The 5,665-nt window shown below is 69.3% G+C and carries 4 protein-coding genes; 1 reads left to right on the top strand and 3 read right to left on the bottom strand.

Annotated features, from left to right (window positions below; genetic code table 11):
* Positions 1-341: 341 nt before the first annotated feature.
* The 3 genes from ACOJUJ_RS12200 to ACOJUJ_RS12190 all read right to left on the bottom strand — a co-directional run bounded on the left by ACOJUJ_RS12200 (position 342) and on the right by ACOJUJ_RS12190 (position 4,332).
* Positions 342-1,292 carry an IS110 family transposase gene (locus ACOJUJ_RS12200; protein WP_420127155.1) on the bottom strand — a complete coding sequence of 317 codons (951 nt, stop codon included), beginning with the start codon at positions 1,290-1,292 and terminating at the stop codon, positions 342-344.
* Positions 1,293-1,888: 596 nt separating this feature from the next.
* Complete coding sequence (locus ACOJUJ_RS12195) at positions 1,889-3,868, bottom strand: S9 family peptidase (protein WP_420127154.1); 1,980 nt, start codon at positions 3,866-3,868, stop codon at positions 1,889-1,891.
* A 5-nt stretch (positions 3,869-3,873) separates the two neighbouring features.
* The gene (locus ACOJUJ_RS12190) at positions 3,874-4,332 is read right to left on the bottom strand and encodes a hypothetical protein (RefSeq protein WP_420127153.1); all 459 of its coding nucleotides are present in this window, start codon (positions 4,330-4,332) and stop codon (positions 3,874-3,876) included.
* A 118-nt stretch (positions 4,333-4,450) separates the two neighbouring features.
* On the opposite strand from ACOJUJ_RS12190, the gene ACOJUJ_RS12185 reads away from it, so the two are divergent.
* Positions 4,451-5,203 (top strand): alpha/beta hydrolase family protein, encoded by a 753-nt coding sequence (locus ACOJUJ_RS12185; protein WP_420127152.1) that lies wholly within the window; start codon positions 4,451-4,453, stop codon positions 5,201-5,203.
* The last annotated feature ends 462 nt before the right edge of the window (positions 5,204-5,665 follow it).

Below are 5,665 nucleotides of genomic sequence, written 5' to 3'. Positions count from 1 at the left end.
TGCGTCCATCGTTTCCATCGTGTCCTGAAAAGTGAACCGTCCGGACGGGACTCCGTCCCCCGGTTTCCTTCACCATCCACAACAGCCCGTCCTCCTGAGGGAGGCGCCGCAGGTACCTGTCGGTCTCTCCACACGCCGGCGCCGACGGAAGGTGGCTCGTCGGCGGGATCGGGCTGGTGTCCGCGAGGGGGCCCCTCCCCCGGCCCCTACCCGCGCAAACTACGCGCGGAGAGGGGAGAATTCGATTGCGGCGAGCGGGCATCTCGCTGCGTCCGCGGGGCCCTCACCCGCGGCTGAGAGCCGCACCCTCTCCCGCAAGCGGGAGAGCAACGGTGTTGAATTCAGCCGCAACCGAGTGCGATCGCGGGGTTCCAGGTGGTGTTGTCATTCACCATCCGGTTGAGGATGGTGAGGAGCTTCCGCATACACGCGACGAGCGCGACCTTCTTGATCTTTCCACGTGCTACCAGGCGCTGATAGAAATCCCGGATGATCGGGTTGTGGCGTATGGCTGACATCGTTGCCATGTACAGCATGCTGCGCACGTCTGCCCGCCCTCCCCAAATCCGGCGCCGGCCCCGCATCGTCCCGCTGTCGCAGTTCAGGGGCGCTACACCGACCAGCTTGCTGATCTTCTGCCGGTTCAGCGTCCCCAACTCGGGAACACCCGCCAGGAGCGACAGCGAGACGGTCGGACCGATCCCTGGCATACTGCGCAGCACCTCATCCTTCTCACGCCAGATGCAGCTCTTCCTGATCCGCTGCTGCAGTTCCTCATCCACCTCGCCGATCCGCGCATCGAGCCAGTCGATATGCTCTTCGATGCTCGTGCGCACAACCGGAGCTGCCGAGTACAGCCGGTTGCGCTCGCCCGTCCGAATCTCGATCAACTGACGCCGACGAGTCATCAGTGCATCGAGTTCACGCGTCTCCTCGTCCTTCAGCGGGCGGACCTCCGGCCGGATCCGATCCGCGAACAGCGCAATGATCCGTGCATCGATCGCGTCCGACTTGGCCAACTCCCCCGTGGCGCGTGCAAAATCACGGATCTGCCGTGGGTTGATCACCACCTGGGGGATGCCGACGACAGCAAGCGCCGCGACCAGTGGCGCCTCAAGGCCGCCCGTAGCTTCGAGTACGAGAAGAGTGGGTGTGAGGTCCTTGAGTTCCTTGACCAGGGCCTGGATCCCGGACTCATCGTAACGGATGGTCCACTGGCGCGTCTCGCGGCCACGCACCGCCACGTCCAGTTGCTCCTTCGAAACGTCAATCCCGGCAAAAAGCTCGATCATCCCTGTCGCGTGGTTTGGGCGTGACTGCCGTGCCTGCCTGGCCCTTCCTTGCGGATGCGGGGTTTTCCCCCTGGCAACGGTACGGGCTCTACGGGCGATAAGGGCTCGAACGCTCTGGCTCTCCCACGGTGTTTTGCACCAAGGGGATTTGACTAGCTGCCCGAACCCTCTCCATCGACGCGTCGCACGAGACGACGCTTTCAACCGCGGCGGCCGAGTTTTCCACACGCTGCTGCGGGGAGCTGCACCAAGGTGCTCTCCTCGCAGCGCGTGGAAAACTCACCCCCGGTTGGCATCCTCACTACAAGCTAGCTCATCTCTGACATACAAGGGGATCCACATCATCTCCGCTTCGATTATCCTTGCCGTTCTCCCTCCCCCTCGCTGTTTGCGGGGGAGGGCCGGGGAGGGGGGCGCTTACCATCCCGCACCACCCTCCCCGAAGCTCCCCGAACTCCGCCTTACCTCAACCTCCCCCGGCAGTTTCGGGGGAGGTGGGCGGGTGGTGCCCGTCCGGAGGGGGCCGGCGCGGAGCCGTCCGAAGCGGCCGCGATCCTCACCCCATCACCCGGTCACCCGCTCACCCGCTCACCCCTTCACCGCCCCCCGCACACCATCCCTTCGTTGCCGAGCACGCGGTCCAGGAAGCGCGCGATGCGCTGGTACGCGGTAATGCGGTTCTGCAGCTTGGCGATGCCGTGGCCTTCGTCGGGAAAGCGCAGGTACTCCACGTCGCCGCGGCGGTGGCGGACGGCGCGGACAATCTGGTCCGCCTCGCCCACGGGAACGCGCGGGTCGTTGGCGCCGTGCACCACCAGCAGGGGGCTGCGGATGCGGTCCGCGTAGCTCAGCGGCGAGATCTCGGTGAAGAACGCGCGATCGGCCGGATCGTCGATGTTGCCGTACTCGATGCGGTCGGAGTTCTTGAGCTGCGGCGAGGCATCCTCCAGCCCGCTGATCCAGTTGGCCACCCCGACGAAATCCACCCCCGCCTGGAAGTACTCCGGCAACTGCGCGACGGCGGCCAGCGTCATGTATCCACCGTAGCTGCCGCCCATGGCCGCGACGCGGTTGCCGTCCAGGTCGGGGCGTGCCTCGCGCAGCCACTCCACCGCGGCCCGCATGTCGCGCACGGCGTTGGGGCGAAGGCGTCCGTTGTCCAGCTGCGTGAAGCGCTGGCCGTAGCCCGTGCTGCCGCGAAAGTTCAGGTCCAGCACCGCGTAGCCGCGCGCCAGCAGGTACTGCACGACGGGGTCGAAGTCAGGCCGCGCCTGCGAGGTGGGCCCGCCGTGCAGCATCATCACCACCGGCGGGCGCCGTCCCTCAGGGCCGCGCGGCGTGTAGAGCAGCCCATAGATGTTCTCGCCGTCGAAGCTGGCGATGGTCACCGGGTCGGGGGAGACGAACGACACCGGATCCAGCCCCGCCAGCGTGCTTTCCGTGGCGCGCGTCGTCTGGGCCGACGCGGCGTCGTACACCCATACGTCCCCCGGCAGCCCCGGGCCGCTGACGCCGATGGCCAGCCGACTGGCGTCATCCGCCCATTCCAGGGTGCCGATCACGCCGCCGGGAAGGTCGCTCACCGGCAGGTCGCGCTGGCCGGGCAGGTCGCGGACGATCAGCCGCGACCAGCCGTCCTCGTTTACCGTGTACGCCAGGAGGCGTCCGTCGGGCGACAGCGCGACGGATTCCACGTCGCGCCGCGGCTGCTGCATCCAGTGCAGCGCGCGGTCGGAAAGGTGGTAGTGCGCCAGCCCCGCAAAGTCGCGCTCGTGGTTGGTGGCCACGAAGAAGCCCTGGCCGTCCGGCGTCCACTGGATGCCGCGGTAGCTGGACATCTGCGCGGGGGCGAAGAGCGTGTCCAGCTTCTGCGTGCGCAGGTCCAGCATGAACAGGTCGTTGTCCGCCTCGCCGCGTCCCTGGCTGAGCACCAGGGCCTCGCCGTCCGGGCGCCACGCCTCGACGGCCAGGTTGCCCGCGCCCCGCATCGCCATCCGCGGCGTGCCGGGGCGGCCCTCGGCGTCCAGGTCCATCACCCACAGGTCAAAGTCGTCGCCGTTGCGCTGGTTGCTCACGTAGGCAATGCGGCTACCGGCGGGCGACCAGCCGGCGAACTGGCGGAAAAAGTCGTCCGAGGGCGTCAGCTCCCGCTCCCGCGTGCCGTCGGGGGAGAGGAGAAAGAACTGCGTGCGCTCGTTGCCGCCGCGGTCGGTGCCGTAGGCGATCCAGCGCCCGTCCGGGCTCCACCGGGCAAACTGCACGCGGTTGGCGCCAAAGGTGATCTGCCGCGGCGCCCCCGGGCCGTCCGCGCGCACCGGCGCGATCCACAGCTGCGGCTGGCCGGTGGTGGAGGTGATGTACAGCAGCTCGCGCCCGTCCGGCGAAAGCTGCGCGCTCGTGGCGCCGCGCACGTTCAGGTAGCGCGCCACCCCCTGGCACTCCGCGCCCGCCAGCGAAAGCGCGGCCGGCTCCAGCGCCGGCACGTCCACGGGCGCCGGGGTGGGAAGGGTGTCCTGCGCCGCGGCGGGCGCGGCAGTCAGGGCCAGCACGGCGGCGGCGATCCAGTTTCGTTGCATCGGGGTCACGGCTGCGTGGACTGGCGGATGATCTCGATTTCCGGGTTGGAGAACCCGGAGCCCCGCAGGTTGCCGCGAACGGTGTCGCGGTTGGCGAACCGTGCGTCGTAGAGGGCCCCGGCGTACCCGGCCGACGTGAGCTCCAGATCGAAATCGGGATGGTTCCAGTCGCCATCGACGTCGAACGTGACGGTGCCGGTGGCGATGGTGTCGATGGACGTGGTGTCGACGTCCGTGGGATCGTCGGGATTGACGACGGTCTCCAGGATCTCTGCCAGCCCGGTGAGCCGCCCGGTGCCCGTGACGCGGTTGTCGCCGTCCTGCTCCAGCTCGAACGACAGCTCGTACGGGTAGTCGCGCCCCAGCCAGCTGCCCTCCAGGGTGAAGGGGCCGGGGTCCAGCGGACCGGTGCCGCAGGCGGCCAGCACGGGCAGGAGCAGGGCGAACCGTTGGATGGTGCGCATGGATCGGGTCGATCGGGAAAAGTTGCGGAAATCCACTCAGGATAGCCGGTTACCCGCCCCTCCCGCAATCGGGTCCGCTGCGCGGGCGGCGGCACCGATTCTGCCCCGCCGCACCGCCATGACGACGCGCATCCACCAGACCACGCACTCCGAGCAGGCCGTCCCCGCGGGGCGCCGCATCGTGCTGGAGTTTCGCGCCGGGGGCGAGGCCATCCCCGCGATCCTGCTCCTGCCGCGCGAGCCCGTTCCCGCGCCGGGGGTGCTGCTGCTGCACGGCTACTCGTCGCGCAAGGAGCACGTGGCCGAGGGGGTGGGCGGCTCGCTGATGCGGCACGGCATCGCCAGCCTGTCCATCGACCTGCCGTTGCACGGCACCCGCGCCGACCCGCTGCAGGCACAGGCCGCGCGCAATCCGCTGGCCATCGTGTCCGTCTGGCGCACGGCGCTCAAGGAGTGCCGCCTGGCGCTGGGCTACCTGCGCGCCCGGCCGGAGATCGACCGCGACTGCACGGCGGTGGCGGGCTACTCGCTGGGCTCCTTCCTCGCGGTGCTGACAGCCGCGGACGACCCCGCCGTACGCGCCGTGGTCCTGGCCGCTGGCGGCGACCTTCCCTCGGGGACGCCGCTGAGCGCCGTCGCGCGCGCGGTGGCCGACCCGATCCGCGCCGTCCGCAAGCTGAACGGCCGGCCCTTGCTGATGGTGCACGGCACCGGCGACCGCACCATGCGCCCCGACCAGGCACAGCGCCTCTTTGACGCCGCCGGCGAGCCGAAGGAGCTCAAGTGGTGGAACGCGGGACACATTCTGCCGGCGCCGGCGATCGACTATGCGGCGGAGTGGCTGCGGGAGAGGCTGGGACGCGGGGGGTGAACGGGTGAACGGGTGAACGGGTGAACGGGTGAACGGGGGGGCGGGAAGGTGTGGTGCGACCCTCAGGGGCCCTCTCCCCCGACCGGCCTTTTGCTCGTTCCTCGCAACGGCGGTCGACCCCTCCCCCAACTTCGGGGGAGGGGTGGTGCGAGGCGGGGAATGGTGTGCTCCGGATGAGGTTGCGGTAGGCGAATCGTCGTAGCGGGATCGACTTCTCCCCTCTCCGTGAGGAACGAACGGGGAGGGGCCGGGGGAGAGGCACCCCGCGGGTGAACGGGTGAACGGGAAGGTGTGGTGCGACCCTCGGGGGCCCTCTCCCCCGACCGGCCTTTTGCTCGTTCCTCGCAACGGCGGTCGACCCCTCCCCCAACTTCGGGGGAGGGGTGGTGCGGGGCGTGGGATGGTGTGCTTCGGATGAGGTTGCGGTAGGCGAATCGTCGCGGCGGGATCGACTTCTCCCCT

This window comes from Longimicrobium sp. (genome assembly GCF_048594345.1).
Classification (GTDB): domain Bacteria; phylum Gemmatimonadota; class Gemmatimonadetes; order Longimicrobiales; family Longimicrobiaceae; genus Longimicrobium.
This window is presented reverse-complemented; position numbering and strand designations above follow the sequence as displayed.